This window comes from Dactylosporangium sp. NPDC051541 (genome assembly GCF_044454505.1).
Taxonomy (GTDB): domain Bacteria; phylum Actinomycetota; class Actinomycetes; order Mycobacteriales; family Micromonosporaceae; genus Dactylosporangium.
Map to the genome: position 1 here is coordinate 1,034,134 of NZ_JBITDU010000001.1, position 25,254 is coordinate 1,059,387.

At 70.7% G+C, this 25,254-nt stretch carries 31 protein-coding genes; 20 read left to right on the forward strand and 11 right to left on the reverse strand.

Translation table 11 applies throughout. The annotated features are described in order from the left end of the window. Positions 1-423 precede the first annotated feature (423 nt). Both ACIA8L_RS04700 and hisN read right to left on the reverse strand, forming a co-directional pair. Entirely contained in the window at positions 424-1,299 is an 876-nt protein-coding gene (locus tag ACIA8L_RS04700; RefSeq protein WP_395901728.1) for a hypothetical protein, read from the reverse strand. Positions 1,300-1,381: 82 nt separating this feature from the next. Further along, complete coding sequence (gene hisN, locus ACIA8L_RS04705) at positions 1,382-2,200, reverse strand: histidinol-phosphatase (RefSeq protein ID WP_395900397.1); 819 nt, start codon at positions 2,198-2,200, stop codon at positions 1,382-1,384. Positions 2,201-2,252: 52 nt separating this feature from the next. On the opposite strand from hisN, the gene ACIA8L_RS04710 reads away from it, so the two are divergent. Next, positions 2,253-2,789 (forward strand): DUF2087 domain-containing protein, encoded by a 537-nt coding sequence (locus tag ACIA8L_RS04710; RefSeq protein ID WP_395900399.1) that lies wholly within the window; start codon positions 2,253-2,255, stop codon positions 2,787-2,789. Here the strand turns inward: ACIA8L_RS04710 and rsgA are convergent. Together rsgA and ACIA8L_RS04720 are read right to left on the reverse strand one after the other, a co-directional pair. Beyond that, a complete protein-coding gene (rsgA, locus tag ACIA8L_RS04715) occupies positions 2,766-3,761 on the reverse strand; it encodes a ribosome small subunit-dependent GTPase A (RefSeq protein WP_395900401.1) in 996 nt (331 codons plus the stop codon). The two genes, ACIA8L_RS04710 and rsgA, sit on opposite strands and share 24 nt — an antisense overlap. A gap of 7 nt (positions 3,762-3,768) precedes the next feature. Beyond that, entirely contained in the window at positions 3,769-5,067 is a 1,299-nt protein-coding gene (locus tag ACIA8L_RS04720; RefSeq protein WP_395900404.1) for a 3-phosphoshikimate 1-carboxyvinyltransferase, read from the reverse strand. A 59-nt stretch (positions 5,068-5,126) separates the two neighbouring features. Between ACIA8L_RS04720 and ACIA8L_RS04725 the strand changes: the two genes are divergently transcribed. The 7 genes from ACIA8L_RS04725 to ACIA8L_RS04755 all read left to right on the forward strand — a co-directional run bounded on the left by ACIA8L_RS04725 (position 5,127) and on the right by ACIA8L_RS04755 (position 9,401). Beyond that, positions 5,127-5,849, forward strand: coding sequence for an SOS response-associated peptidase (locus tag ACIA8L_RS04725; RefSeq protein WP_395900406.1), 723 nt, complete (start codon positions 5,127-5,129; stop codon positions 5,847-5,849). 167 nt (positions 5,850-6,016) lie between these two features. Then, positions 6,017-6,457 (forward strand): WhiB family transcriptional regulator, encoded by a 441-nt coding sequence (locus ACIA8L_RS04730; protein ID WP_395900409.1) that lies wholly within the window; start codon positions 6,017-6,019, stop codon positions 6,455-6,457. 113 nt (positions 6,458-6,570) lie between these two features. Next, a complete protein-coding gene (locus ACIA8L_RS04735) occupies positions 6,571-7,083 on the forward strand; it encodes an alpha/beta family hydrolase (RefSeq protein WP_395900412.1) in 513 nt (170 codons plus the stop codon). Between the two features lie 167 nt (positions 7,084-7,250). Then, a complete protein-coding gene (locus ACIA8L_RS04740; RefSeq protein WP_395900415.1) occupies positions 7,251-8,105 on the forward strand; it encodes a sigma-70 family RNA polymerase sigma factor in 855 nt (284 codons plus the stop codon). Positions 8,106-8,111: 6 nt separating this feature from the next. Further along, positions 8,112-8,396: a mycothiol system anti-sigma-R factor gene (gene rsrA, locus ACIA8L_RS04745; protein WP_395900417.1), complete on the forward strand. Its 285-nt coding sequence runs from the start codon at positions 8,112-8,114 to the stop codon at positions 8,394-8,396. A 169-nt stretch (positions 8,397-8,565) separates the two neighbouring features. After that, positions 8,566-8,781 carry a biotin/lipoyl-binding carrier protein gene (locus tag ACIA8L_RS04750; protein ID WP_395900420.1) on the forward strand — a complete coding sequence of 72 codons (216 nt, stop codon included), beginning with the start codon at positions 8,566-8,568 and terminating at the stop codon, positions 8,779-8,781. A 131-nt stretch (positions 8,782-8,912) separates the two neighbouring features. Further along, complete coding sequence (locus ACIA8L_RS04755) at positions 8,913-9,401, forward strand: GNAT family N-acetyltransferase (RefSeq protein WP_395900422.1); 489 nt, start codon at positions 8,913-8,915, stop codon at positions 9,399-9,401. 65 nt (positions 9,402-9,466) lie between these two features. Here the strand turns inward: ACIA8L_RS04755 and ACIA8L_RS04760 are convergent, their stop codons facing one another. Continuing rightward, complete coding sequence (locus tag ACIA8L_RS04760; protein ID WP_395900424.1) at positions 9,467-10,096, reverse strand: TetR/AcrR family transcriptional regulator; 630 nt, start codon at positions 10,094-10,096, stop codon at positions 9,467-9,469. Between the two features lie 99 nt (positions 10,097-10,195). Here ACIA8L_RS04760 and ACIA8L_RS04765 point away from each other — a divergent pair, with 99 nt between their 5' ends. Next, entirely contained in the window at positions 10,196-11,812 is a 1,617-nt protein-coding gene (locus ACIA8L_RS04765) for an MDR family MFS transporter (RefSeq protein ID WP_395900427.1), read from the forward strand. Positions 11,813-12,003: 191 nt separating this feature from the next. Then, positions 12,004-13,032: an SIS domain-containing protein gene (locus tag ACIA8L_RS04770; RefSeq protein ID WP_395901730.1), complete on the forward strand. Its 1,029-nt coding sequence runs from the start codon at positions 12,004-12,006 to the stop codon at positions 13,030-13,032. 54 nt (positions 13,033-13,086) lie between these two features. Here the strand turns inward: ACIA8L_RS04770 and ACIA8L_RS04775 are convergent, their stop codons facing one another. Then, positions 13,087-13,530, reverse strand: a complete 444-nt coding sequence (locus tag ACIA8L_RS04775; RefSeq protein ID WP_395900429.1) for a hypothetical protein — start codon at positions 13,528-13,530, stop codon at positions 13,087-13,089. Between the two features lie 32 nt (positions 13,531-13,562). On the opposite strand from ACIA8L_RS04775, the gene ACIA8L_RS04780 reads away from it, so the two are divergent. The 6 genes from ACIA8L_RS04780 to ACIA8L_RS04805 all read left to right on the forward strand — a co-directional run bounded on the left by ACIA8L_RS04780 (position 13,563) and on the right by ACIA8L_RS04805 (position 19,071). Next, positions 13,563-15,059 (forward strand): sensor histidine kinase, encoded by a 1,497-nt coding sequence (locus tag ACIA8L_RS04780; RefSeq protein WP_395900432.1) that lies wholly within the window; start codon positions 13,563-13,565, stop codon positions 15,057-15,059. 380 nt (positions 15,060-15,439) lie between these two features. Then, a complete protein-coding gene (locus ACIA8L_RS04785; RefSeq protein ID WP_395900433.1) occupies positions 15,440-17,128 on the forward strand; it encodes a nitrite/sulfite reductase in 1,689 nt (562 codons plus the stop codon). Next, a complete protein-coding gene (locus tag ACIA8L_RS04790; protein WP_395900435.1) occupies positions 17,125-17,286 on the forward strand; it encodes a hypothetical protein in 162 nt (53 codons plus the stop codon). The genes ACIA8L_RS04785 and ACIA8L_RS04790 overlap by 4 nt, the downstream gene beginning before the upstream one ends. Continuing rightward, complete coding sequence (locus ACIA8L_RS04795) at positions 17,283-17,999, forward strand: phosphoadenylyl-sulfate reductase (RefSeq protein WP_395900437.1); 717 nt, start codon at positions 17,283-17,285, stop codon at positions 17,997-17,999. Before ACIA8L_RS04790 ends, ACIA8L_RS04795 begins: the two co-directional genes overlap by 4 nt. After that, positions 17,996-18,718, forward strand: coding sequence for a sirohydrochlorin chelatase (locus tag ACIA8L_RS04800; protein WP_395900439.1), 723 nt, complete (start codon positions 17,996-17,998; stop codon positions 18,716-18,718). The genes ACIA8L_RS04795 and ACIA8L_RS04800 overlap by 4 nt, the downstream gene beginning before the upstream one ends. Positions 18,719-18,756: 38 nt before the next feature. Then, positions 18,757-19,071 carry a zf-TFIIB domain-containing protein gene (locus tag ACIA8L_RS04805; protein ID WP_395901731.1) on the forward strand — a complete coding sequence of 105 codons (315 nt, stop codon included), beginning with the start codon at positions 18,757-18,759 and terminating at the stop codon, positions 19,069-19,071. Positions 19,072-19,138: 67 nt separating this feature from the next. On the opposite strand, the gene ACIA8L_RS04810 is transcribed toward ACIA8L_RS04805, so the two are convergent. Together ACIA8L_RS04810 and ACIA8L_RS04815 are read right to left on the reverse strand one after the other, a co-directional pair. After that, complete coding sequence (locus tag ACIA8L_RS04810) at positions 19,139-19,396, reverse strand: WhiB family transcriptional regulator (protein WP_190257048.1); 258 nt, start codon at positions 19,394-19,396, stop codon at positions 19,139-19,141. Between the two features lie 381 nt (positions 19,397-19,777). Continuing rightward, entirely contained in the window at positions 19,778-20,716 is a 939-nt protein-coding gene (locus ACIA8L_RS04815; protein ID WP_395900441.1) for a diacylglycerol/lipid kinase family protein, read from the reverse strand. Between the two features lie 73 nt (positions 20,717-20,789). Here ACIA8L_RS04815 and ACIA8L_RS04820 point away from each other — a divergent pair, with 73 nt between their 5' ends. Next, on the forward strand, positions 20,790-21,185 hold the full coding sequence (locus ACIA8L_RS04820; protein WP_395900443.1) for a hypothetical protein: 396 nt from the start codon (positions 20,790-20,792) through the stop codon (positions 21,183-21,185). 137 nt (positions 21,186-21,322) lie between these two features. Continuing rightward, positions 21,323-22,024, forward strand: a complete 702-nt coding sequence (locus ACIA8L_RS04825; protein ID WP_395900445.1) for a FadR/GntR family transcriptional regulator — start codon at positions 21,323-21,325, stop codon at positions 22,022-22,024. Positions 22,025-22,161: 137 nt separating this feature from the next. On the opposite strand, the gene ACIA8L_RS04830 is transcribed toward ACIA8L_RS04825, so the two are convergent. From ACIA8L_RS04830 to sodN, 3 genes are read right to left on the reverse strand one after another with little or no spacing between them, the layout of a single operon-like run. Beyond that, the gene (locus ACIA8L_RS04830) at positions 22,162-22,590 is read right to left on the reverse strand and encodes an ATP-binding protein (RefSeq protein ID WP_395900447.1); all 429 of its coding nucleotides are present in this window, start codon (positions 22,588-22,590) and stop codon (positions 22,162-22,164) included. A gap of 26 nt (positions 22,591-22,616) precedes the next feature. After that, on the reverse strand, positions 22,617-23,102 hold the full coding sequence (locus tag ACIA8L_RS04835; protein WP_395900449.1) for a GNAT family N-acetyltransferase: 486 nt from the start codon (positions 23,100-23,102) through the stop codon (positions 22,617-22,619). Between the two features lie 57 nt (positions 23,103-23,159). Continuing rightward, positions 23,160-23,564, reverse strand: coding sequence for a superoxide dismutase, Ni (gene sodN / locus ACIA8L_RS04840; RefSeq protein WP_395900451.1), 405 nt, complete (start codon positions 23,562-23,564; stop codon positions 23,160-23,162). 70 nt (positions 23,565-23,634) lie between these two features. Between sodN and ACIA8L_RS04845 the strand changes: the two genes are divergently transcribed. Together ACIA8L_RS04845 and ACIA8L_RS04850 are read left to right on the forward strand one after the other, a co-directional pair. Next, a complete protein-coding gene (locus tag ACIA8L_RS04845; RefSeq protein WP_395901733.1) occupies positions 23,635-23,949 on the forward strand; it encodes a S24/S26 family peptidase in 315 nt (104 codons plus the stop codon). A gap of 108 nt (positions 23,950-24,057) precedes the next feature. Then, on the forward strand, positions 24,058-25,239 hold the full coding sequence (locus tag ACIA8L_RS04850; RefSeq protein WP_395900453.1) for an NADP-dependent malic enzyme: 1,182 nt from the start codon (positions 24,058-24,060) through the stop codon (positions 25,237-25,239). Positions 25,240-25,254 lie beyond the last annotated feature (15 nt).

Here is a 25,254-nt window from a genome sequence, read left to right on the forward strand (position 1 = left end):
GTCGGGCGCTCCGCGTGACGCGAAAAGTCGGGCGCTCCGCGTGACGCGAAAAGTCGGGCGCTCCGCGTGACGCGAAAAGTCGGGCGCTCCGCGTGACGCGAAAAGTCGGGCGCTCCGCGTGGCGCGAAAAGTCGGGCGCTCCGCGTGACGCGAAAAGTCGGGCGCTCCGCGTGACGCGAAAAGTCGGGCGCTCCGCGTGACGCGAAAAGTCGGGCGCTCCGCGTGACGCGAAAAGTCGGGCGCTCCGCGTGACGCGAAAAGTCGGGCGCTCCGCGTGACGACTTTTCGGACTTATGCCCTGTCAGGGTATAAATGCTGATATGTCGCGGCGCGAAGCGCCCGACATATCACGAATGCGAGGTTTGTCAACACCAAGCGGGTCGACGGCGGCGCTCAGGGCGAGCTCTTGCGGGGCGAGGTTTGTCAGCGACGAACCGGGCGGCGGGCGGCGCTCAGGGCGAGGCCGGGCGCGGCGTGCTTCGGCTCGGGCTCGGTCTCGTGGTGGTGCTGCGGCTCGGCGTAGAAGCTGAGGCCGATGACGCCGGCCAGAGTGATCACGAAGCCGACCGCCACCAGCCACTCCCGGTGCGGCCAGACGCCGTCGCCCAGGAACAGCAGCCCCACCACCGCCGCCGGCACCGCGCCCGCGGCGTCCATGGCGGCCACCGCGGCCGTCGTCGAGCCGCGCTGCATGGCCAGGCCGAGCAGGAGCTGGCCGACGAGGGAGTGGGCGATCAGCAGGTAGGACAGCGGGTCGGTGGCGAACTGGGCGAACGAGTCGGCCGAGGCGAGGGGGCGGGAGGCAACCGCGGCGGCGCCGAAGGCCACACCGGACAGGGAGCCCAGGACGACCGAGCCGGGGGCTCCGCGCAGCCGGCCGGCGAAGAAGCCGAGGATGGCCAGCGCGCCGAGGACCGCGACGAGGCCGATGACGCCGCCGGTGCCGAGCTGGCGGGACGGCGCCGGTTTGGCCGCCATGACCAGCGCCGCGATGCCGACGGTCAGGGCCAGTAACAGGGCGACCTCGGCCCGCGGGAGCTTCCACTTGAGGATGAGCACGCCCAGGATCGTCGTCACGCCCAGGCCGGCCGCCATTGCCGACTGTACGAGAAACAGGGGCAGGTCACGACGGGCGAAGAAGGCCAGCGCGAAGCCGGCGCACTGGCAGGCGACACCGACGAGGTAGGACTTGTGGCGGCCGAGGCGCAGCAGCAGCATCGGCTGGAAGCCGTGGTGCAGGTCGGTGCGGGCGGCGGCTACGGATTGCAGCAGGTTGGCCACGCCATAGGCGGCGATCATCGCGCCGAGGAAGAGCCAACTCCAAGATGCCACCCGGGCAGGATAGACCCCGCGCGGGTGCTGAGCATACGGACCTTTGGGTTCAGCCGGACAATCCGGACAGACGGGTATGGCCCAAACGGGTGAGCACGTCCTCGTGCAGCAGGCCGTTCGTCGCGACCGCGCTGCCGCCACCCGGCCCGGGGGTGCCCTGCAGGTCGGTGAACGTGCCACCGGCCTCGGTCACGATCGGCACCAGGGCGGCCAGGTCCCACAGCGACAGCTCTGGCTCAACCATGATGTCCACGGCGCCCTCGGCCAGCAGCATGTACCCGTAGAAGTCCCCATAAGCCCGCTGCCGCCAGGTCCGGCGGCTGATGTCCAGGATCGCGCCCAGACGCCCGGCCTCCTCCCAGCCGCCGAGCGAGGAGTAGCAGAACGACGCGTCCGCGAGCCGGCCGACGCTCGACACCCGGATCGGGGTCGCGGCGGCGGTGTGCCGGCCGGCGTACGCCCCGTGGCCGAGCGCCCCCCACCAGCGCCGCCCCAGCGCCGGCGCCGACACCAGGCCCACCACCGGCTGGTCGCCTTCCATGAGCGCGATGAGCGTCGCCCAGATCGGGACCCCGCGCACGAAGTTCTTCGTGCCGTCGATCGGGTCGATGACCCACTGGCGGCTGCCGGGGCCCGCGGCGGCCTCGGTCGCGCCGTACTCCTCGCCGAGCACCCCGTCGCGCGGGCGGGCCCGGCCGAGGGTGGCCCGCAGCGCCTTCTCCACCGCGGTGTCCGCATCCGTCACCGGCGTGAGGTCGGGCTTCTCGGAGACGTGGAGGTCCTGCGCGCGGAAGCGCGGCACGGCGATCGCGTCCGCGGTGTCGGCGAGAAGATGAGCGAGGGCCAGATCGTCCGCGTAGCGAGCCATGCGCGGAAACTTAGCCGACGATCGCCACCTTCTGGCAGTACTGTCGCCGTTTGTGACGCCCACAGCCCTCTGCGGCCTGCTCGCCGAGTCCGACCGGCTGCAGGTCTTCGCGGCCGTTGTCCTGGGTGCGCGCACCCCGAGCGCCGTCGAGTCGGCCACCGGCCTGCCCGCCCGGACCATCGAGCCCGCGATCCGGCGGCTGCAGCAGGGCGGGCTGCTCGCCGTCGCCGACGGCGAGCTCGCCGCGTCGGCCGACACGTTCAAGGACGCCGTGCGCGCCGCGGCCACACCGGCCGGGCCGGCGGCGCCGCTGGACCCGGACCGGCAGCGTGACCTCATCCTGCGCACGTTCATCACCGATGGCCGGCTGGCCCAGATCCCGGCCGCGCAGGCGAAGCGCCTCGTCGTGCTGGAACACATCGCCTCGTCGTTCGAGCCCGGCGTGCGCTACCCCGAGCGGGAGGTCGACGCGATCCTGCGGGCCTGGCACGACGACCACGCGGCCCTGCGCCGGTATCTCGTCGACGCCGACCTGCTCTCCCGGGACAGCAACGTGTATTGGCGCTCAGGCGGCCCCGTCGTCATCTGACTCGTCCACCGGCGCGCCCTCCTTGGAGGCCAGCAGCCGCCGGAACGAGGCCAGCCGGCGCGCGTCGGCCCCGCCCTCGGCCACGAGCTTGTCCAGGCCGCAGTCGCCGCCCGCGCCCGTGTGGTCGCAGTTGGACGGGCAGCGGGTGGAGGCCTCCACGAGGTCGGGGAAGCCGTGCAGCAGGCTGTTGGCGGAGACGTGGGCCAGCCCGAAGGAGCGCACGCCGGGCGTGTCGATGATCCAACCCAGATCGTCGGGCAGCTGCAGTGCGAGGGCGCTGGTCGAGGTGTGCCGACCCTTGCCCACCGCGCTGACCACCCCCACGGCCCGATCGGTACCGGGCACAAGCCGGTTGACGAGCGTGGACTTCCCGACCCCGGAGTGGCCGATCATCACCGACACCCGCCCGGTGAGCTCGGCCAGCAGGTCGTCGAGCGGGCGGTCGGGATAGCACAGGACGTAGGGCAGGTCCAGCTCGGCGTAGTAGTCCAGCACGGCGTCCGGCGTGGCGAGGTCGCCCTTGGTCAGGCACAGCAGCGGGTCGATCTCGGCGTCGTACGCGGCCACCAGGCACCGGTCGATGAACCCGGTCCGCGGCGGCGGGTCCTGCAGCGAGTTGACGATGACCAGCTGCTCGGCGTTGGCGACGACCACCCGCTCGAAGCGGCCCTCGGTGCCGCCCTCCTCGTCGTCGGCGGTACGCATGAGCACCGACGTGCGCTCGTCGATGCGCACGATGCGGGCCAGGGTGTCGGGCCGGCCGCTGACGTCGCCGACGATCTGGACGTGGTCACCGACCACCACGCCGCGCCGGCCCAGCTCGCGGGCCCGCATGGCGGTCACGGTGGCCGCGGTTGCGACGACGTGGCAGGTGTACCGCCCCCGGTCGACGGCCACCACGAGTCCCTCGACGGCATCGTCGTGTTTCGGGCGCTGGCGCGTGCGAGGGCGCGAGGACCGGCTCGGGCGCACCCGGACGTCATCCTCGTCGTACTCGCGTTTCCGTGCCAGCCGGCCCTCCCTCGTAGCTCGACACCATCGTCGACCATAGCCGGGGGAAGTCGGGCAGCGTCTTCGCGGTACATGCCACGTCGTCCAACCGCAATCCGGGGACGGCCAGACCCAGGACCGCCCCCGCGTGCGCCAGCCGCCGGTCGCCGTGCGTGCGCAGCGTCCCGCCCCGCAGCACCCGCGGCCGGATGTGCAGCACACTGCCCTCCAGCGTGACGTCGGCGCCCACCTCCGACAGGGCCAGGGCCAGCCGGGCGAGCTGGTCCGGCGGCTCGGGGCCGCGCAGCCGCGAGGGTGCGTCGGCGAGCGCGGCCACGGCGGCCACAACCGCCGTCACGTCGGTCAGGCCGGTGAGGTCCGCGGTGATGCCACGCACCGTCCCGGCCCCGCGCACGACGAGGCCGCGCGGGGTCACGGCCGCCTCCCCGCCCAGCTGGCGCAGCACCTCCAGCAGGCGCCGGGTCGGTTCCCCGGTCGCGACCGGCCACCCCTGCACCGTGACCGTGCCGCCGGCGACGAGGGCCGCGGCCAGGAACGGCGCGGCGGTGGCCAGGTCCGGCTCGATGGCCCAGCCGCGGCCCTTGAGCCGCCCGGGCTCGACCGCCCAGACGTCCGGGCGGGAGTCGTCGACGCCGGCGCCGGCCGCCCGCAGCATCTGTACCGTCAACGCCAGCCGCGGCTTCGGGACCGGCGCGCCGACGTGGCGGACCACCACGCCCCGGTCGTAGCCGGCCGCCGACAGCAGCAGCCCGGAGACGAGCTGGCTGGACGCCGAGGCGTCGATCGTCACCGGCCCGCCGCCGAGGCGCCCGCGGCCGTGGACGGTGAACGGCAGCCCGTCGTCGGTGTCGATCCGCGCGCCGAGGCTGCGCAGCGCTCCGATCATCGGGGCCATCGCCCGGTGCCGCGCCGCCGGCTGCCCGTCGAACGCGACCTCGCCCGTGGCCAGCCCCGCGACCGGCGGCAGGAAGCGCAGCACGGTGCCGGCCAGCCCGACGTTGACCTTGGCCGGCCCGGTCAGCGGCCGCGGCCGCAGCAGCCACAGGTTGTCGTCGGCGGTCGACACGTGGCACCCCATCGCCCGCAGGCCGGCCGCCATCAGTTCGGTGTCCCGGGCCCGCAGCGGCCCGCGCAGCGTGGTGGAGCCGTGCGAGACCGCGCCGAGCACCAGCGCCCTGGCCGTCATCGACTTGGACCCCGGCAGGCGCAGCTGCGCGTCCAGCGGCCCGGCGGCGGTCGGAGCCGGCCACCCTAAGTGCGTTTCCACGCGCTCAGTGTGAGGTGCGCATCGATATGTGGCGACCGCAGGGGGCCTACGCTTGCTGCATGTGTGGCCGGTACGCGACCTCGCGCAGCAACGTCGACCTCAGCACCCTGTTCGAGGCCGCCGACGAGACCGACGGGCTGGAGCCCGACTACAACGTGGCCCCTACCGACACCGTGCCGGTGGTGCGGGTGTCGCAGTCGGCCGGCGGCCGGGTGCTCGCGACCGCGCGCTGGGGGCTCGTGCCGGCGTGGGCGAAGGACCCGAACGCCGGCGCGCGCATGATCAACGCTCGGGCCGAAACCGTCGAGTCCTCGAAGGCGTTCGCTCAATCATTCGCCAAGCGTCGATGCCTCGTGCCCGCCGACGGCTGGTACGAGTGGGTCCGCGGTGAAGACGGAAAAACGAAGCAGCCGTACTTCATGACACTCGGCGACACCGAGCCGTGCGTATTCGCGGGGCTGTGGACCGTGTGGGGCAAAGGCGACGACCGGCTGCTCACGTGCAGCATCATCACCACGCCCGCCGTCGATGACCTGGCGCTCATCCACGACCGCATGCCGTTACTGTTGCCGGCGGACCGATGGGACACCTGGCTTTCCGCACAACCGGATGCCAGCCTCCTGTTACCGGCGCCATCGTCGCACGTCGCACGGCTGGAACTACGCCCCGTAGGCGCCCGGGTCGGCGATGTACGCAACGACGGACCTGAGTTGGTCGCGAAAGTTCCGGCGCCCCCACTGCGTTCCGGCGATGTCGAGCCGATCGATCTGACCCTTTTTTAGGCTTTAAGTCCAGATAAAAGTCGGGAAGGTTTTGCAAATTGGCGGAACGCTCTTGAATTCGCGGGCGTTAGTACGATAGAACACAGCGCCGGTGGGTTTATGTCGGATGGGGGCATCCCGACATCTATCTGCCTTGCGTTCGTTTGACCCACGGGGGAGGTGGGTGTATGACCCGGGCGAGGATGCCACGCCCTCATGAAGTAGCAGCCGCGAAACGAGACCCGCGACTGCTTCGAGCCGTCAAGGAGCAGCAGGGCGACGGAGCCTGGCGAATCCGCGGCGCATGCCAGACAGTGGACCCAGAGACGTTCTTCCCGGCTCCGACCGAGCCGGCCGACGCCGCGGTGGCCTTGTGCCGCACGTGCGACGTACAGGGAGCCTGCCTCGCGTGGGCGCTCGACGTCGGCGACTGCCACGGTGTCTGGGGAGCCACAACACCTCGCGAACGGCGTGCGATGCTCGTCGCATGGCGCAGCGAGGGGCAGGGGCCGGGAAGCCAGCCCGGACACAGTCAGACCGATCCACGCTTCGGAGCGGTCGCATACCTGCCGATCCTGCCGCTGCAGCGGAAGGAACAACCCGACCCGGTCGGGGCCGGAGTCCAGTAGCAGCCGAGGCCGCCGCCCGTCCCCGGACAGGCGGCGGCCGCTCCGTCGCCACACCCTTCGGCCCCGCGCGCTACCAGCTCGAGGTCCCCGAAGACTTCGGCGGGACACTGCTCATGCTCGGCCACGGCGCCGGCGGTGACGTCGACGCCCCCGACCTCCAGGCGGTCCGGGCCGTGGCCCTGGCCCGCGGCGTGGCCGTCGCGCTCGTCACCCAGCCCTACCGGGTCGCCGGCCGCCGCGCACCCGCACCCGCGGCCCAGCTCGACACCGCCTGGCTCGCCGTCGTCGCCCGGCTGCGCAAGAACCTGGCCTTCACCACACTCGTCGTCGGCGGACGCTCCAGCGGCGCCCGGGTCGCCTGCCGGACCGCCGTCGCGGCCGGGGCGGCGCGAATCCTGGCCCTCGCCTTCCCACTGCACCCGCCGGGCAAGCCCGACAAGTCAAGAGCCGAAGAGCTTCTGACGGGGGTACCGACATTGGTGGTGAACGGCGAACGCGACGCCTTCGGGGTGCCGGAGGCGGCACAGGCAGTACAAGTGCGGCGTCTGGCCGGTGAGACGCACGCCCTGTCCAAGAACCCGGCCGGCGTCGCCGCTGCGGCCACCGACTTCGTCACCGGGCTCTAGGCTCGCTCGTTGTTCGCGACGTGACCGAGTGCATCGGGTCACACTGCCACAACTCCCAGGCCCTTCCTGTTCCGGCGGCCGGTCCGGTCCCAAAGTGGACCGGCCGCCGGGGCAGGCCGGAATGCCGGACCACCCGCCGCTGTTACACCACCCGTGCGGCGCTCCCGATGGCGCCGACGGCGGAGGGAACCAAGAGCGTGGCAACACTTGAGCGTGACGACCTGCGGATTCGTGAGCTGCTGTTCAGTCCCGAGTGGCCGGCCAAGAGCGACGCGGAGCCGGACTCGGCGTGGCAGCCGATCGCTCGCGAACGATTGACGGGCGCCACAAACACAGATCTCGCTCAGCAACTCGGCGTATCCTCGACCGGACGTGTCTCGCGCGAAGCGCGGGGACGCTCGAGGGTGGGGGTCGCACGAGTGGTCAGCAGCGAGAGCGCGGAGCAGCAGCGCGTCCGGTTCGAGCACGACGCGCTGCCCTTCATCGACCAGCTGTACGCCGCCGCGCTGCGCATGACGCGCAACCCGTCCGACGCCGAGGACCTCGTCCAGGAGACGTTCCTCAAGGCCTACGCGGCCTTCCACCAGTTCGAGACGGGCACCAACCTCAAGGCCTGGCTGTACCGCATCCTCACCAACACCTACATCAACTCCTACCGGCGCCGGCAGCGCCAGCCCGTCCAGGCGCCCACCGAGGAGATCACCGACTGGCAGCTCGCCGAAGCGGAGTCGCACACCTCCAGCGGCCTGCGCTCAGCCGAGACCGAAGCCCTCGACCGCCTGCCGGACTCCGACGTCAAGGAAGCCCTGCAGTCGCTGCCCGAGGAGTTCCGCCTGGCGGTCTACCTCGCCGACGTCGAAGGCTTCTCCTACAAGGAGATCGCCGACATCATGAACACGCCGATCGGCACCGTGATGTCCCGCCTGCACCGCGGACGGCGCAACCTACGCCGGCAGCTGGAGACTTATGCCGCCGACCGGGGGTTCACCCGCAACCCGTCCGCTGAGCCGAGCGAGGTCTGAGATCCGATGAGCTGTGGAGACCCGCACGAGACCGACTGCAGTGACGTCCTGGCCGAGGTGTACCTCTACCTGGACCTGGAATGCGCCGACGACCGCCGGTCCCTGATCCGCGACCACCTGGACGAATGCTCGCCGTGCCTGCGCGAGTTCGGCATCGAGCAGGAGGTCAAGGCCCTCGTCGCCCGCTGCTGCGGCTCCGAACTGGCCCCGGCCGACCTGAAAATCCGCCTGCGCGAGAAGCTCTCGGAGCTGGTGGTCAACGCGGACTCTCGCGAACTGCGCCCGGACTAGCAGTTCCCACGCTCACGCCGCCCGTGACCGCCCGCACCTTCTCGCTCCACCCCATGTAACCGCAGAGCCCTTCTCCGCACCCAACGGGTAGCCGGAGAGGGGCTCGAAGCCACCCGCCCCGCGGATATGCTGCGAGCGCAACGATGCAGCCACGAGGGAGACGACCGGGATGTCTGACGAGATCCGCGCCGAGATGGTGGCCAACGTCTGGAAGATCACGACCGAGGTCGGCGCCGAGGTCGCCGAGGGTGACACTTTGGTGATCCTGGAGTCGATGAAGATGGAGATCCCGGTGATGGCCGAGTCCGAGGGCACCGTCAGCCGAATCGCCGTCAACGAGGGCGACGTGGTGCAGGAAGGCGACCTCATCGCCGTGATCGGATGAGCACTGGCCCGACCGATCACGCCCGGCCGGGTGATCGATCCTCGTGGTGAGTGATTGATCGGTCTCGGCGATGGCTGATCGCCACCACCGGGTGTTCGCTTCGGGCGTGGGACTGGTGAGGACGTGATTCGGTGAGTCTGCAAGTCCGGCTTGTCACGGCTGCCGACTATGACGACGTCGCTCGGATCACCGTTGCGGCTTATCGGGCGGATGGGCAGTTGGCGGCTTCGCCTGAGTACGCGCTCGTGTTGGGTGACGTCGCTCGGCGGGCATCGGCTGCGGACGTTCTCGTTGCTGAGGACGGCGGGGTGGTGGTCGGTGCGGTGGCGTTCACGCTTGCCGGTGGGGAGTATGCCGAGGTTGCTCGGGATGGTGAGGCTGAGTTTCGGACCCTGGCCGTCGATCCGGCGGCTCAGGGGCGGGGGGTGGGTCGGGCGTTGGTTCAGGCCTGTGTTGATCGAGCGGCCGCGCTTGGGTGCCGGGACCTGGTGATTGGGGTCCGCAATAGCAACTTGGGGGCTTTGGCCCTATACGAGCGGTTTGGATTTGTTCGGGACGAACCGCTCGATTGGTCGCCTGTGCCCGGAGTGAACCTGTTGGGGCTTCGGCTCAAGCTTTGACGGCCTCGCTTCGCGTCCGGAGGCTCAGCAGGGCCGCCGGGGCTTGAGAGGTCGCGGGTGGTCGATCAGTCGGTGGGGTCGGTGGTGGCCTTCGCGTCGGCTGTTGTCAGGAGGTCCATCGCTACCTCCAAAGCGGCGGCTCGGCGTTGTTCTGGGGTGCCGGGGCGTTCGCGGAGCATGAACCAGCTGGCGTGGATCGAGAACAGGGCCATCGTCCGGCGGAGTTGCTGGGCCAGGGGCTCGTCCGGGTCGGCCAGGAACTCGAAGACCCGGGTCATCTGCTCGCGCATGTGTTTGCCGGCCGCGAGGGTGTTGACCAGTGTCTGGTTGCGCTCGAAGAAACGGATCACGTTCTCGTGCGCGAACTCGTTGTGCAGCACCGAGTAGCGCTCCAAGAATTTCATCCTCGTCGCGGTGTCACGGGGTTGGGTCGCGGCCCAGTCCAGGAGTTCGTCGACCGCCTCGATGCGGCGTTCGATGAGGCTGGAGACGATGTCGTCCTTCGTCGGGAAGTGGTAATACAGCGCCGCCTTCGTGACGCCGAGTTTGTCGGCGATCTCGCGCAGCGACGTCTTGTCGTAGCCTTCCTCGATGAACAGGTCCAGCGCGACCCGCTGGATCTCGGCGCGGGCGTCCGTGCCTGCGGACTCGCCGGACCCGATGCGGTTTCGGCCGCGCACAACCTTTGGCTCCATCACGCCCATCCTACTTGACGACCGGCTAGTACCAAGCTTACCGTGCGGCTAGTAAGCAATACTAGCCGGGCGACAGGTAAGTTCGGGGAGCGCAGTCGAATGTCGGAAAAATCCGAGACCATCGAAACCACCGGAACGGATCGCAGCCAGCTCAGGATCGTCCTTCCCGGGCTGCTCATGGCCATGTTGTTGGCCATGCTCGACAACGTGATCGTCGGCACCGCGATGCCCCGCATCGTCGGCGACCTCGGCGGCGTGGATCACCTGTCGTGGGTGGTCACCGCGTACGTGCTCGGCACGACGGTCTCCACCCCGCTCTGGGGCAAGCTCGGCGACCTCTACGGCCGCAAGACCGTCTTCATGACCTCGATCGTGCTGTTCCTCGCCGGCTCCGCGCTCTGCGGGTTCGCGCAGAACATGCCCGAGCTCATCGGCTTCCGCGCGTTCCAGGGCCTCGGCGCCGGCGGGCTCATGGTCGGGGCGATGTCCGTCCTCGGTGACCTCGTGCCGCCCCGGGAGCGGGGGAAGTACCAGGGGCAGTTCGCGGCCGTCATGGCGATCGCGATGGTCGGCGGCCCGCTCGTCGGCGGCTTCATCACCGACCACGCGAACTGGCGCTGGGCCTTCTTCGTCAACCTGCCTCTGGGCGGGCTGGCGCTGATCGTCCTCGCGCTGCGGCTGCACCTGCCCAAGCGGCGCACGGAGCACCGCATCGACTGGCTCGGAGCCGCGCTGCTGTCGGTCGGGGTGACCGCACTCGTCCTCATCACGACGTGGGGCGGCACACAGTACCCGTGGAGCTCCGCCGAGATCAGGGGTCTCGCGATCGTGGCCGTCCTGACCCTCGTCGCCTTCGTGTTCGTCGAGCGGCGCCACCCGGAGCCCATCGTCCCGCTGTCGATCTTCACCAACCGCAACTTCACGCTGGTGGCGCTGGTCGGGTTCCTGGTCGGGTTCGCGATGTTCGGCGCGATCACGTTCCTGCCGCTCTACCAGCAGATCGTGCAGGGCGCCTCGGCCACCAACTCGGGCCTGCTCCTGCTGCCGATGATGGCCGGGCTGCTGCTCACCTCGCTGGTGGTCGGCCGGGCGATCACGAAGACCGGGCGCTACCGGATCTTCCCCGTCATCGGCGGTGTCGTGATGGTCGGCGGGATGCTGCTGCTGGCCCAGCTCGACGCACATACCTCGAAGCTCGCCTCGGGTGCGTACATGGCGGTTCTCGGCCTGGGCATGGGCTTCCTGATGCAGACCACGATGCTCATCGCGCAGAACAGCGTCGAGCTCAAGGACCTCGGGGTGGCCAGCAGCACCGCCACGTTCGCCCGGTCCATCGGCGGCGCGTTCGGTGTGTCGGCCTTCGGTGCGATCTTCAACAACCGGCTGCACGACCTGCTCGGCGAGCGGCTCGGCACGGCGGCGGCGGGGCAGCTCACCAGTGGCAGCGGCGGGGGAGCGCGGATCGACCCGGCGACCCTCGCGCAGCTGCCGGCGCCGGTGCGCACCGCGGTGGTCGACGCGATCGCCGGAGCGACCTCGAGCGTGTTCCTGTGGTCGGTCGCGGCGGCGGCACTGGTACCCGTCCTGGCCTTCTTCATCCGCGAGGTCGCCCTGCGCGGCGGACCGACCGAAGCGAAATCAAATCCGACCGAGACGAAGTCAGCACCGACCGAGGCGAAGTCGGAGCCGACCGAAGCGAAGTCAGCGCCAGCCTAAGCGAAATCGGCACCGGCCGACGTCGAGCGAACCACCGAAAGCACGTTGGCTGCGCAGGAGGGCTAGTTTCGCGCACGAGCTGCGCAAAGTTCCCCCGAAAGTGGCAATCGGTGCGCGAAACTGCCAGACTGAAGGCAGTTACGCGCACCGATTGCGCATTTGAAGGGACAGGGATCATGACCGGCGCTGGGATGAAAGCCGACATCGCCGAACAGCCGGAGGTGTTCGCCCGCCTGCTCGACGAGGGCACCGACCGGATCGCCGAGGTCGCCGCGAAGATCGTCGAGTGGAAGCCGCGCAGCGTCGTGTTCACCGCGCGCGGCACGTCCGACCACGCGGCGCTGTATGCCGCGTACCTCACCGAGATCCGCCTCGGCGTGCCGGCCGGCCTGGCCAGCCCGTCGGCGGTGACCGTCTACGGCGCCCGCCCCGACCTGCGTGACACGCTCGTCGTCGGGGTCAGCCAGAGCGGCGGCTCGCCCGACCTGCACGAGGTGCTGCGGGTCGCGCGCGAGCAGGGCGCGCACACCCTGGCCGTGACCAACAACGCCGAGTCGCCGCTGGCCCGGGCGGCCGAGCTGCACATCGACGTGGCGGCCGGGCACGAGGTGGCGGTGGCGGCGACGAAGACGTACACCGCCGAACTCCTGGCCCTGCTCATGCTCGTCGAGAGCGTCCGCGGCGGGGGCACCCTGCCGGCCGAGGAGCTGGCCGCGCTGCGCGCGCTGCCGGGCCACGCCGAGACCGTGCTGGCCGACGACACCGTGGTCGACCTCGCCGCCCGCTACCGCTTCGCCGGCCGCCTCGTCACCACCGGCCGGGGCTACGCCTACCCGACCGCCCGCGAGACCGCGCTGAAGCTCATGGAGACCTGCTACCTGGCCGGCCTCGCGTTCTCCGGGGCCGACCTGCTGCACGGGCCCCTCGCCATGGCCGACCCCGACGTGCCGGTGCTGGCCGTCGTCGGCAGCGGCCCGGCCGGGCAGTCGATGCGCGACGTCGTCACCCGCCTCGGCGAGCGCCGCGCGGACACCGTCGTGTTCGGCCCGGCCGCGGTCGACGGCGCCTCCGGCTGGGTGCGCACCCCGGACGTCGACGAGCGCTACGCCCCGCTGCTGGACATCCTGCCGCTGCAGCGCCTGGCCCTGTCCCTGGCCCTGTTGCGGGGCGAGAACCCGGACGCGCCGCGCGGCCTCAAGAAGGTGACGTCGACGCTGTAAAGAACGGGCGCCTGGCCCTGTTGCGGGGCGAGAACCCGGGCGCGCCGCGCGGCCTCAAGAAGGTGACGTCGACGCTCTGAGCGCGTCGACCACCGGCACGACCGCGGGCTGGCCCTCGGTCAGCTGCTTCGTCGTGAACGTCAGGGCCGGGCGGCCGCCGACCGAGATCTGGTAGGCCGTCCGGCTCCCCGACAAGTTGCGCAGCTCGAATCCGAAGTTGCAGTCGAACCCGGCGCCGTCGGTGGCCAGCACCCCGCCGGCGAGCGTGGCCGCGGCGATCGTGCGGCCCTGATCGTCCGCGATGCGCACGTTGCCGCCCTCGTGCACATCCGGGACCGAGGACGGGGCCAGGCAGGCGCTGCCGACGACTCCCGCGGCCGCGCCGGCGACCATGACGTACCCATGCAGCAGGAATCCGTCGGGTTTCGAAGTTTCATCATGGCGGCCGGCCCAGCCACAACCGCCGAGCATGAGCACCAACAGGAGGGGAACCGCCAAACGCCGCACCCGGCAACCTTAGTCTTAACGGCGTGTCCACCCTGCGCGACCTCGTCGAGGAACACACCAGCCTCGAACCAGACGACATCGAGCACCTGCACCGCCTGGCCGGCGACTGGCAGATCGTGTCCGACCTCAGCTTCGCCGACCTGCTCATGTGGGTGCCGATCGAGGTCCGCGGCGAGTACATCTGCGTGGCCCAGGTGCGCCCGACCACGGCCGGCACCGCCTACCAGGACGACCAGGTCGGCCGGGTTGCCGGCGGGCCCGAGGTGGCCCACCTGGCGATCGTGCGCCAGCAGGGGCGGATCTGGCGGGAGGGCGACCCGGTCTGGTACGGCGACATGCCCGCCCGGCACGAGGCGATCCCGGTCCGCCGGCCCGGCCAGGCCAAGGTCATCGCCGTGGTCGGCCGGGACACCAACCTGAGCACCGCGCGGACCCCGGCCCAGCTGGAGCTCAACTATCTCACCACGGCCGACGACCTGGCTCAGATGATCGCCGACGGCAGCTGGCCGCCGCCGCGGCACCCGGGGGAGACGACCAGCGCCCCGCGGATCGGCGACGGGCTGGTCCGCCTGGACGCGAGCGGCAAGGTCACCTACGCCAGCCCGAACGCGCAGTCGGCGTATCGCCGGCTGGGGCTCGCCGCCCACCTGGTGGGCGAGAGTCTGGCCGAGACCACCGGGCGGCTGGTCGACGATCCTCTGGAAGGGGCCGACGCAACCGACCGCATCCAGCAGGCGCTGCACGGTGAGGCCCCGGCCCGCAAGGAGCTCGAGGCCCGCGGCGCGACCGTGCTGATGCGGGCGCTGCCGCTGATGCCGGCCGGGGTGCCGATCGGGGCGCTGGTCCTGGTCCGGGACATCACCGAGGTCCGGCGGCGGGACCGGCAGCTGATGACCAAGGACGCCACCATCCGGGAGATCCACCACCGGGTCAAGAACAACCTGCAGACCGTCGCCGCGCTGCTGCGGCTGCAGGCCCGGCGGGTCGGCGTCCCGGCCGCCCGGCACGCGCTGGAGGAGTCGGTCCGGCGGGTCGCGTCGATCGCCCTCGTGCACGAGACGCTGTCGATGTCGTCGGAGGTCTCGGACGAGGCGGTGGAGTTCGACGGGATCGTCGACCGGGTCGCCGCGGCCGCGGTCGAGGTCGGCGCGACCGGGTTCAGCGTCGCCGTGCGCCGCGAGGGTGACTTCGGGGTGCTTCCGGCCGAGATCGCCACCCCGCTCGTCATGGTCCTCAACGAGCTGCTGCAGAACGCCGTCGAGCACGCGTTCGAGCCGGTCGCGCCGGACGCGCCCGAGGTCGTCGTTTCCGTGCACCGGTTCCGCAAGCAGCTGCACGTGACCGTGGCCGACAACGGCTGCGGGCTGCCGGAGGGGTTCGACCTGGAGGCCAGCGAGCGGCTGGGGCTGCAGATCGTGCGGACCCTGGCGTCGGGGGAGCTGCGCGGCACGATCGAGCTGCGCCGGCGGGCCGAGGGCGGCACAGAAGCGGTTCTGGTGGTACCGCTCGCAAAACGATAAATTTCCGGAGTGTGGGAAGCTCAGGAGAATCCCGCCTCCGACCGCCCAATTAGGCCCTGCATTTCCTACCGGCTAAGTGGTATTCCCGCACCGCACGCTGAGAGAACCCTCACGCGGACGTGGCGTAAGGACCGCTCTCCGTGGAAGACTATGGCCTATGCACGCTGCATCTCTGCGGCTCGTCAGCCGCCGGCACGTCGACTACGGTCGCGTGCGCAGCGCCATGTGTCCGGCTTGCTGAACGCCGCCCGAAGCATTTCCCGGGTGCGCGACTTCGCGCCGGAGAATCTCATGACATCGACGTCATTCGTTCCTCAGCCGTCACGGCGGGAATGACCGGGGCGCTGGTTGCGTGCTCTCAATCTTGAGAGGACGCCGACATGTCGGTGAACGCTGTCCGCGGACGTGGGACGGCCGGTGGCCGCCCGCGTGGTGAGGGGCAGTGGGCCCTCGGGCACCGCGAGCCGCTCAACCCGAACGAGCGCAGCAAGAAGGACGACAACCCGCTCAACGTGCGGGCCCGCATCGAGAACATCTACGCGCACGGCGGCTTCGACTCGATCGACCCCGCCGACCTGCGCGGCCGGTTCCGCTGGTACGGGCTCTACACGCAGCGCCGCCCCGGGATCGACGGCGGCCGCACCGCCGTGCTCGAGCCCGAGGAGCTCGACGACCGCTACTTCATGCTGCGCATCCGCAGCGACGGCGGCCAGCTCTCCCTCGAGCAGACGCGCACGATCGCCTCGATCGCGCAGCGCTTCGCCCGCGACACCGCCGACGTCACCGACCGGCAGAACATCCAGCTGCACTGGATCGAGATCGAGAACGTCCCGACGATCTGGCGCGAGCTCGAGGCGGTCGGCCTGTCGACCACCGAGGCCTGCGGCGACACCCCCCGCGTCATCCTCGGCAGCCCCATCGCCGGCGTCGCCGAGAGCGAGGTGCTCGACCCGACCGAGGTGATCACCGAGATCAACCAGCGGTTCGTCGGCGACCCCGAGCTGTCCAACCTGCCCCGCAAGTTCAAGACCTCGATCTCCTGGCTGGCCGACACGCCGTACGAGGCCAACGACATCTCGTTCGTCGGCGTCATCCACCCGGAGCACGGCCCCGGCTTCGACCTGTGGGTCGGCGGCGGCCTGTCGACCAACCCGATGCTGGCCCAGCGCCTCGGCGTGTGGGTCCCGCTGCACGAGGTGGCCGAGGTCTGGCACGGCGTCATCAAGATCTTCCGCGACTACGGGTACCGCCGCCTGCGGGCCCGGGCCCGGCTCAAGTTCCTGGTCGCCGACTGGGGCGTGGACCAGTTCCGGCAGATCCTGCAGAACGAGTACCTCGGCCGCGCCCTCATCGACGGCCCGGCGCCCGAGCTGCCGGAGAAGCCGGTGGACCACATCGGCGTGCACAAGCAGTGGGACGGCAAGTTCTTCGTCGGTGCCGCCCCGATCGCCGGGCGCAGCTCCGGCACGCAGCTCGCGGGCGTGGCCGACCTGGCCGAGGCGCACGGCTCGGCGCGGATCAGGCTCACGCCGTACCAGAAAATCTTGATCCTGGACGTTGAGCAGGACCGGACCGAGTCACTGGTGCAGGGTCTGCAGAAGATCGGGCTGGAGGCCCGGCCGTCGGTCTGGCGGCGCAGCACGATGGCCTGCACCGGCATCGAGTTCTGCAAGCTCGCGATCGTCGAGACCAAGGCCCGGGCGGCCGACCTCATCGCCCACCTCGAGAAGACGGTCGCCGACCTCGACGCCGACATCTCGATCCACCTCAACGGCTGCCCCAACGCCTGCGCCCGCACGCAGGTCGCGGACATCGGCCTCAAGGGCATGCTCGTGCGCGACGAGAGCGGCGACATGGTCGAGGGCTTCCAGATCCACCTCGGTGGCGGGCTCGGGATGGCCGAGGGGCAGACGGCCGGCTTCGGCCGGAAGCTGCGCGGCCTCAAGACGACCGCCGCGGACCTGCCCGAGTACGTCGAGCGGGTCACGAACCACTACCTGGCCGGGCGCGAGTCCGGCGAGTCCTTCGCCCGCTGGGTGATGCGCGCACCGGAGGACCAGCTGCGATGAGCGAACGGATGGCGCCGCTGCACTGCCCGTACTGCGGCGAAGAGGACCTCAGACCACATGAGGACGCGCACGGCGCCTGGGAGTGCCGCAGCTGCGCCCGCGTCTTTTCCCTGAAGTTCCTGGGGCTGGCGGCGAAAGCGTTGGAGGCCAAGCGATGAGCGACACAACCGTTGCCCGGACCACAGTGGAGTCGATCGAGCTGGCGAAGGCCGCGTCCGCGCGGCTGGAGGGCCGGACCGCCGAGAAGATCGTCGAGTGGGCCGCCGGTGAGTTCGGCGAGCGCTTCTGTGTGACCAGCTCCTTCGCCGACGCGGTGCTCGCGCACGTCGTGTCGAAGGTGGTGCCGGGCGTGCCCGTCATCTTCCTCGACACCGGCCTGCACTTCGCCGAGACGCTGCGGGTCCGCGAGGTCGTGCAGCGGACCCTGCCGGTGACCGTCCGCTCGATCCGCCCCCGCCAGACGGTGGCCGAGCAGGACGCCGAGTTCGGTCCGCGCCTGCATGCCCGCGAGCCCGACGAGTGCTGCTTCCTGCGCAAGGTCGAGCCGCTGGAGCGGGCCCTGCAGGACTACGACGCCTGGGCCGCCGGCCTGCGCCGGGACGAGTCGCCGAGCCGGGCCAACACGGCGATCGTCGGCTACGAGCAGGCCCGGGGCAAGTTCAAGGTGTCGCCGCTGGCGCAGTGGACGCAGGCCGACGTCGACCGGTACATCTCCCGCTACAACGTGCCGGTCAACGCGCTCATGCGCCAGGGCTACGCCTCGGTCGGCTGCTGGCCGTGCACGAAGCGGACGCCTCCGGGCGGCGACCCGCGCAGCGGCCGCTGGGCCGCGTTCGACAAGACCGAGTGCGGGCTGCACACCTCCGGATGACGGCGGTCCTTCTGGTCGCCCACGGGTCCTCGGACCCGCGGGCGGCGGCGGCCACCCGCGCGTTGACGCGGGCCGTCGCGGCGCAGCGGCCGGGCCTGGACGTGCGCTGCGCGTTCCTCGACCACGCCGGCCCGCGCCCGGGCGAGCAGCTGTTCGCGTTCGCGGCCCTGGGCCATCGCCGGGCGATGGTGGTGCCGTTGCTGCTGACCAACGCCTTCCACGGACGGTTCGATCTTCCGGGGGTACTGCGGCAGGCCCGCGCCGAGGGCCTGGACCTGGACGTCACCACGACGGCGGTGCTCGGCGCCGGCGCACCCGCCCTGCTGCTCTCCGCGCTGCGCCGGCTGCTGCCACCCGCCGGCTACGACGGGATCGTCCTGGCCGCCGCCGGCACCCGCGACGACCTGGCCCGGCACTCCGTGGACACGGCCGCCGCCGCGCTCGGGGCGGCCCTGGGCGTGCCGTGCACACCCGGCTACGCGTCGGCGTCACCGATCACCGGCGCGGCCGCCGTGGCCACGCTGCGGGCCCGGGGCTGCCGGCGGATCGCGGTGTCGTCGTACTTCCTGGCCCCGGGCAAGCTGCACGACATCGTGATCGACTCGGCCGTGCGGGCCGGTGCGCTGCGACCGGTCGCGGAGCCGCTCTGCGCGCACGTGGACATCGCCCGGCTGGTGATGGCCCGGATCGGCGAGTTCGGCCTTCTACGGGTCGCCTAGACCGCCCAGTGGCACGTTGCGGTTACCGTTGACGGATGATGACATGCCCCAAGTGCCGCGGCGAGATGCGCCAGTTCGAGCGCAGCGGTGTCACCGTCGACCAGTGCCTCGAATGCCGCGGAATCTTTCTCGACCGTGGTGAGCTGGAGCGGCTGATCGACGCCGAGCAGGCCTGGCAGGGCCGGCAAACCCATCAGCCGCCACCCCAGCCGTCATACGGCGGTGGCGGATATCCGCAGCAGCCGTATCAGCAACAGTACCCGCCGGCGCACGGTGGCTATGGGCATTACGGCCATCACAAGAAGCACAAGCGCCACCACCGGGAAAGCTTCTTCGGAGAGTTGTTCGACTGAAATCGACAAACGCCCCGGCCGATCGGCCGGGGCGTTCATCGTCTAGGAACGTATGTGTGATTGAGGCTCAGGCAGAGTGAGCGCGGACCCGGAGGCCACCGCGACGCTTCATCAGGCGACGCTCGTCTTCGCTCATTCCGCCCCAGACGCCTGCGTCCTGACCGGAGTCGAGCGCCCACTGGAGGCACTCGGAGGTCACGGAGCAGCGCTGGCAGACCGCCTTAGCCTGCTCAACCTGCAGCAACGCCGGGCCGGAAGTCCCAATGGGGAAGAACAGCTCCGGGTCCTCGTCGCGGCAGAGGGCATGGTGGCGCCAGTCCGACATGGCGGCAACACTCCTTGTTCTTTTCGCGGATCGTTGTTGGTGATTCCCGATATGTAACTCATGTAACGGTTCGGCTAGGCGGAGCCTGAAGATCCGAGACATGTGTGCGGGCAACGCTCAGTGGTCGTTTCGCTTGTGAATGCTTTCACGAACTACCGCGATGTCAAGGGGTCCAAACCAAAAAAATCCAAGTCGGTGAGCAAGCTCACGCACTTTTTGTCCGATTTTATGGCGACTGGTGACCCTGCATCGCAACAGTCAGTGACCAATGTAGTACGGTTCGGTCAACGACCGGAGGGCTTTCGGAGATGCGGCCGCGGTGTCTCTCTCGCGACTCTCTGCAACTTTCTCCCCCTTCGGTGGTTGATCGCCGGGGGTGACTCAACACACTACGCGTAACGCTCCCGGCACGGACGCGAAATCCAACTTGTCGACCTCGCCGAGGTACTCACCGTCGACCTGATAGGCGATCGGTTTGGCGGCGGTCAGGGTGAAGCCCGGCAGATCATGCAGGCGCACGACCTGCTTTCCTTTGGGCTCCCGGCGCGCGGACAGCAGCTGCGACACCGTGCGGGTGGTCGCGGCGACCTGCAGCTCCCGGAGCCCGAGCACATCCAGGCCCGTGTCGAACGAGGCGCGCGGATTCGGATTGACGGGCCGCTCGCCGATGTATGTCCACGGTGCCGTGTTCTGCACCAGCATCCACGTTAGCCCGGTCGTGGCCGGTTCGCCCGGCAACTGCATCGTGAGCAGCGGCACGCGCCGGTTCGTGACCGCGAACTGGGCCGTGAACGCGCGCAGGTAGAGCAGGGGCGTGGAGGTCGAGCCCTTGTGCCGGAACTGATCCACCCGGCGGACCACCTCGGCGTCCAGGCCCAGCCCCGCGCAGAAGGTGAAGTAGCGGTCGTCCGCGCGGCCGAGGCCGATGAGGCGCTCGCGCCGGTCGCGCAGTGCCTCCAGGATCGCGCCGGTCCCCTCGGCCCAGTCGCTGGGCAGTCCGAGCGCCCGGGCGAACACGTTCGTGGAGCCGCCCGGCACGACGGCGAGGGCCGGTCGATCGTGCGCGCGGTCCGCGGCGGGCCCCTCGTCGAAGGTCATCAGGCCGTTGACGGCCTCGTTGACGGTGCCGTCACCGCCCAGGGTCACCACGAGGTCCAGGCCGTCGCGGGCGGCCTCGCGGGCCAGATCGGCGGCGTGGCCCCGGCGCTGCGTGTAGGCCACGTCCAGGTCGACCTGGCTGCGCAGGGCCCGCACCAGGATGTCCCGGCCGCGTTCGGTGGTCGTCGTCGCGTTGGGGTTGACCACCAGGAGGGCTCGCACGCGCAGCACTGTACCCGCATCCGTGCGCGATAAGGTGGGACCCACAGAACCGGTGACACGGAAGGACGCGCAGGTGAGCGGGTCACAAGCCCCCGAGCAGACCCCGGCGACCCTGCGCTGGGCGGTCCGGCTGCTGCTGGTCGAAGGGGCCGCCCTGGCCGCGGTGACGCTGTGGCTGATCTACCTCGACCTCACCTCCGACGCCGCCTCCGTCCAGGGGGCCGTGTCGGTGACCGTCTACCTGGCGCTGATGACCGTGTGCTTCCTCGGCATCGGCTTCGCGCTGCAGCGCCGGCGCCGGTGGGCCCGCGGCCCCGGGATCGTGGTGTCGATGCTGCAGATGCCGATCGGGCTGACGATGCTGCAGACCGGCTCGGCGTGGCTCGGCGCGCCCCTGTTCGTGCTCGGCCTGACCGGCGCCGTGCTGCTGTTCGCGCCCGCGACCCGCGTCGCTCTCGGTGTTCGTTAGATCGGCCGGGGACCCCGAAACGCTCGTTCGCCGGACATCGGGTTCGCACGTGGTACAGCATTTCGTGTCGCACAGATGGTCCGATATCTCTCTGTGACGGGTCCGTAATCGGTTTCGGTGCTCTACGCTCGGTGGTCGTGACGGTCGCTCCCGCATATCAGGTCCTAGCCGAGCGCATCCGCGACGACATCATGTCGGGCGTGTTGCGCCCTGGGGAGCGTCTGCCCACCGAGCCGCAGCTCTGCGAGCAGTCGGGCCTGAGCCGCTCGACCGTCCGCGAGGCGCTGCGCCTGCTCAGCAGCCAGCACCTGATCGTCACCATGCGCGGCGTCAACGGCGGCAGTTTCGTCGCCGAGCCCGACGCCGGTGCCCTCGGTGCGACGCTCTCCGACGGTGTCGGCCTGCTGCTGGCCAGCGGCGCGGTCACCGGCGACGACTTCCTGGAGGTCCGCCGGATGCTGGAGGTGCCGGCCGCGGGCCTGGCCGCCGCCCGCCGCGGGGCCCAGCACCTGGCCGAGCTCGAACGGGCGATGTTCGACCCGGACCACGACGACCTGGCCCGGCGCATCGAGGCCCACGCGTCGTTCCACCTGACCGTGGCCGCGGCGTCCGGCAACTCGCTGCTCAGCCTGGTCGTGCGGCCGCTCTACAGCCTGGCCAACCGCGACGCCGTCGAGCTGGCCGCGCGGCCGCCGTTCTGGCACGCGGTCGACCGCGACCACCGGGCGCTGCTCGCGGCGATCCGGGCCCAGGACGTGGCCCAGGCGATGGAGCTGGCCCGCCAGCACATCGACAACATCCGCCCGGCCGAGCACATGAACGTCGTGGCCGGCGTCTGACCGCGCCCGCCGAGCGGCACTCCGCCTCGACCGGCGACCCGCGGGGCGAACGCGTTGCGGTCGGCCGCACCGCCGTGGCGCCGGCCCCGCCGGGGTCGTCGCGCGAGATCGCGGCCTACCGGCGGGCGCTCGAAGCCTCAGGACGGGCGGCGTTTCGTCAGGCGGATGCCGGCCTGGTGCGCGTCCACCGTCGCCGACACCTCGTCGGCGAGGGCGCTGAGCACCTGCCAGGCGAACGACTCGCCGCCCGGCAGCCGCTCGTCCGGGGAGCCCAGGGGCACCGTCGTGTAGACCGTCAGGGCGTCGCTGGTCACGGTGAACCGGCAGGACAGCTCCACCGTGTCACCCAGCTGGGGCGTGTCCGCGGCGACCGCGAGCAGCATCGCGCAGGCCTCGTCGACGGCGATGCGCAGGTCCTCGATCTCGTCCAGGGTGAACTGCAGGCGCGCGGCCAGACCGGCCGTGGCCGTGCGCAGCACGCCGAGGTACGCGGGTGACGCCGGGACCGCCAGCAGCACCACGTCGTCGCCGTCGGAACCGGACCTCTTCGGAACGACCTGAGTCACGTAATCGAACCCCCTCGCCCGCGACTCTACGACGTCGGCGCACCCGCCGACGCGGCGAGTGCTTCCAGCGGCGCGCCGGTGAGCCGGTAGGGCAGCCAGTCCTCCTTGTGCGCGGCCCCGAGATGCTCGTAGAACTCGCGGGCCGGGTTCCAGTGCAGCACCGCCCATTCGAGGCGGCGGTAGCCGCGTTCGACGCAGACCGCCGCGAGCGCGCGCAGCAGGGCCCTGCCCGCACCGGTACCCCGCGCCGCCGGCCGCACGTACAGATCCTCCAGGTACACACCGTGGACGCCCTCCCACGTGGAGTACGTCAGGAACCACAGCGCCATGCCGGCGACCTGCCCGTCCACCTCGGCGACGAGACAGAACACGGCGGGGGAGGGGCCGAAGAGCGAGGCCCGCAGCTGCGCCTCGGTCAGGTGGCACTCGTCGCGGGCCCGCTCGAAGTCGGCCAGCTCGTAGACCATGGCGACGATCTCGGGCACGTCGGCGGGTGTGGCGGGGCGGATCATGCGCAAAAGTATTCCCCCACCCCGCACGGCGCGCGGGATGGGGGAAGGGTTCGGCGCTCAGGCCTGCTTGGTCTCCCAGAAGATCTTCGCGATCTCGTCGATCTTGGCCAGGAGCTGCTCGGCGACCGCCGGGTCAGCGGAGCCCTTGGCGCCGGACGCGCCCGCGAGCTTCGTGGCCTCGTTGAACAGCGAGTGCAGCTGCGGGTACTTCTCGAAGTGCGGCGGCTTGAAGTAGTCGGTCCACAGCACCCACAGGTGGTGCTTGACCAGCTCGCTGCGCTGTTCCTTGATGATGAGGGCGCGCGTGCGGAACGCGGGGTCCTCGTTGGCCTGATATTTCTCGGAGATTGCCTTGACGGACTCGGCCTCGATTCGGGCCTGCGCCGGGTCGTAGACACCACACGGCAGGTCGCAGTGGGCGCTCACCACAGTGCGCGGGGTGAAAAGCCGCGACAGTCGCATCGAACCCTCCAGGGTGATTTGCGATGATCCTCAGAAGCTGACCCTACTCCTATCCAAGTTCGGGGATTTCATGCGGCTGCCGTGGTTCGCGGCACTCGTCTCGGGGCCGTCCATGGTGCCCGCGCTGCGCTCCGGAGATCGCATCCTGGTGCGGCGCGCGACGACGGCGAAACCGGGCGACGTGGTGGTCGCCGCCTTCCGCAGCCGGCCCGGGCTGCTGGTGGTCAAACGGGTCGAGCGGGCCGACGGCGATGGGTGGTGGCTGGTCGGCGACAACCCGTTCGGCAGCGACGATTCGGTGCGGTACGGTCGCGCGGACATCATCGGTCGTGTGACATTTCGCTGGTGGCCACAACCGGTGCGCCTGCGCCGGGCCCCACGCTAAGGTGATGCGGATACGGGAGACCCCCGGGCCGCATATCGCACATTCTTTCGCGCTTTCACCCGCGCCGCGCGTCCTCCCTGTATGACAAGCCGTGGCAAAGGAGCCCCCGTGCTTACATCCGTGTCCGATCCTGTTTCCGATCCCGTCTTCGAGCTGCACAGCGGTGGAAAACTCTCGGTGCAGTCGACGGTCCCGCTGTCCACTCGCGAGGACCTCTCCCTGGCCTACACGCCCGGCGTCGCCCGCGTCTGCGAGGCCATCGCCGCGGACGAGTCGCTCATCCACTCCCTCACCTGGGTCGGCAAGGCCGTCGCCGTCGTCACCGACGGCTCCGCGGTGCTGGGCCTGGGCAACATCGGCCCGCGCGCGGCGATGCCGGTGATGGAGGGCAAGGCCGTGCTGTTCAAGCAGTTCGGCGGGGTGGACGCGGTGCCGATCTGCCTCGACACCCAGGACCCCGACGAGATCGTGCGGATCGTGACCGCGCTGGCGCCGTCCTTCGGCGGCATCAACCTCGAGGACATCTCGGCGCCGCGCTGCTTCGACATCGAGCGGCGGCTCGAGGAGTCGCTGCCGATCCCGGTCTTCCACGACGACCAGCACGGCACCGCGATCGTGGTCCTGGCCGCCCTGCGCAACGCCTGCCAGGTCCTCGGCCGCGACCTCGGCGACCTGCGCATCGTGGTCAGCGGCGCGGGCGCGGCGGGTGTCGCGGTGACCCGGATGCTGATCAGCGGCGGCGCCGACGCGGGCGAGATCATCGTGCTGGACTCGCGCGGCTGCCTGCACAACGGCCGGACCGACCTCAACGCGGCCAAGGCCGCGCTGGCCGCGGACACCAACGCCGGCGGCGTCACCGGCGACATCGCCTCCGCCCTGCGCGGGGCCGACGTGCTGATCGGCGTCTCCGGCGGCACGATCGGCGAGGCCGCGCTGGCCGGCATGGCCCCCGAGGGCGCCATCTTCGCCCTGGCCAACCCGACGCCCGAGGTCCACCCGGAGATCGCGGCCCGCTACGCCAGCGTCGTGGCCACCGGCCGCAGCGACTTCCCCAACCAGATCAACAACGTGCTGGCCTTCCCGGGCATCTTCCGCGGCGCCCTGGACTCCGGCGCGACCCGCATCACCGACGGGATGAAGGTCGCCGCGGCCAACGCCATCGCGGGCGTCCTCGGCGCCGGTGAGCTCACCCCCGACACGATCGTGCCGAGCGCCCTCGACCCGCGGGTGGCCCCCGCGGTGGCGGCCGCGGTCGCCGAGGCCGCCCGCCGCGACGGCGTCCTGCGTTAACCAGCGTTAGGGTCA

Excerpts from the sequence above, each read along its gene's own strand:
- ACIA8L_RS04700 (WP_395901728.1), bottom strand. The coding sequence starts at position 1,299 with ATGATCGCCGCCTATGGCGTGGCCAACCTGCTGCAATCCGTAGCCGCC.
- hisN (WP_395900397.1), bottom strand. The coding sequence starts at position 2,200 with ATGGCTCGCTACGCGGACGATCTGGCCCTCGCTCATCTTCTCGCCGAC.
- ACIA8L_RS04725 (WP_395900406.1), top strand. The coding sequence starts at position 5,127 with ATGTGTGGCCGGTACGCGACCTCGCGCAGCAACGTCGACCTCAGCACC.
- ACIA8L_RS04730 (WP_395900409.1), top strand. The coding sequence starts at position 6,017 with ATGACCCGGGCGAGGATGCCACGCCCTCATGAAGTAGCAGCCGCGAAA.
- ACIA8L_RS04735 (WP_395900412.1), top strand. The coding sequence starts at position 6,571 with ATGCTCGGCCACGGCGCCGGCGGTGACGTCGACGCCCCCGACCTCCAG.
- ACIA8L_RS04740 (WP_395900415.1), top strand. The coding sequence starts at position 7,251 with ATGGCGCCGACGGCGGAGGGAACCAAGAGCGTGGCAACACTTGAGCGT.
- rsrA (WP_395900417.1), top strand. The coding sequence starts at position 8,112 with ATGAGCTGTGGAGACCCGCACGAGACCGACTGCAGTGACGTCCTGGCC.
- ACIA8L_RS04750 (WP_395900420.1), top strand. The coding sequence starts at position 8,566 with ATGTCTGACGAGATCCGCGCCGAGATGGTGGCCAACGTCTGGAAGATC.
- ACIA8L_RS04760 (WP_395900424.1), bottom strand. The coding sequence starts at position 10,096 with ATGGAGCCAAAGGTTGTGCGCGGCCGAAACCGCATCGGGTCCGGCGAG.
- ACIA8L_RS04765 (WP_395900427.1), top strand. The coding sequence starts at position 10,196 with ATGTCGGAAAAATCCGAGACCATCGAAACCACCGGAACGGATCGCAGC.
- ACIA8L_RS04770 (WP_395901730.1), top strand. The coding sequence starts at position 12,004 with ATGAAAGCCGACATCGCCGAACAGCCGGAGGTGTTCGCCCGCCTGCTC.
- ACIA8L_RS04785 (WP_395900433.1), top strand. The coding sequence starts at position 15,440 with ATGTCGGTGAACGCTGTCCGCGGACGTGGGACGGCCGGTGGCCGCCCG.
- ACIA8L_RS04790 (WP_395900435.1), top strand. The coding sequence starts at position 17,125 with ATGAGCGAACGGATGGCGCCGCTGCACTGCCCGTACTGCGGCGAAGAG.
- ACIA8L_RS04795 (WP_395900437.1), top strand. The coding sequence starts at position 17,283 with ATGAGCGACACAACCGTTGCCCGGACCACAGTGGAGTCGATCGAGCTG.
- ACIA8L_RS04800 (WP_395900439.1), top strand. The coding sequence starts at position 17,996 with ATGACGGCGGTCCTTCTGGTCGCCCACGGGTCCTCGGACCCGCGGGCG.
- ACIA8L_RS04805 (WP_395901731.1), top strand. The coding sequence starts at position 18,757 with ATGACATGCCCCAAGTGCCGCGGCGAGATGCGCCAGTTCGAGCGCAGC.
- ACIA8L_RS04810 (WP_190257048.1), bottom strand. The coding sequence starts at position 19,396 with ATGTCGGACTGGCGCCACCATGCCCTCTGCCGCGACGAGGACCCGGAG.
- ACIA8L_RS04835 (WP_395900449.1), bottom strand. The coding sequence starts at position 23,102 with ATGATCCGCCCCGCCACACCCGCCGACGTGCCCGAGATCGTCGCCATG.
- sodN (WP_395900451.1), bottom strand. The coding sequence starts at position 23,564 with ATGCGACTGTCGCGGCTTTTCACCCCGCGCACTGTGGTGAGCGCCCAC.
- ACIA8L_RS04845 (WP_395901733.1), top strand. The coding sequence starts at position 23,635 with ATGCGGCTGCCGTGGTTCGCGGCACTCGTCTCGGGGCCGTCCATGGTG.